The sequence below is a fragment of the Neolewinella lacunae genome (assembly GCF_014349155.1).
In the GTDB taxonomy this organism is placed as follows: Bacteria; Bacteroidota; Bacteroidia; order Chitinophagales; family Saprospiraceae; genus Neolewinella; species Neolewinella lacunae.
On sequence record NZ_JACSIT010000014.1, the window covers coordinates 1 to 206 of the forward strand.

Below are 206 nucleotides of genomic sequence, written 5' to 3' on the forward strand. Positions count from 1 at the left end.
GACGTGCTCTGCAACGGAGACATGGACGGCACGCTGACGGTAGTGGCCACGGGTGGTACCCCCGACTACACCTACCTGTGGAGCAACGGACAGACTACGGCTACGGCCACCGGTCTGGCCGCAGGCACCTACACGGTGACGGTCACCGACGCCAACGGCTGTACGGAAACCGCCACGGGCACGGTCAACGAGCCCACTGACCTGGA

At 65.5% G+C, this 206-nt stretch carries 1 protein-coding gene; it reads left to right on the forward strand.

Annotation, left to right across the window (positions count from 1 at the left end; translation table 11 throughout):
• On the forward strand, positions 1-206 hold a 206-nt coding region (locus H9S92_RS00070), incomplete at both ends, for a SprB repeat-containing protein (RefSeq protein ID WP_187464695.1).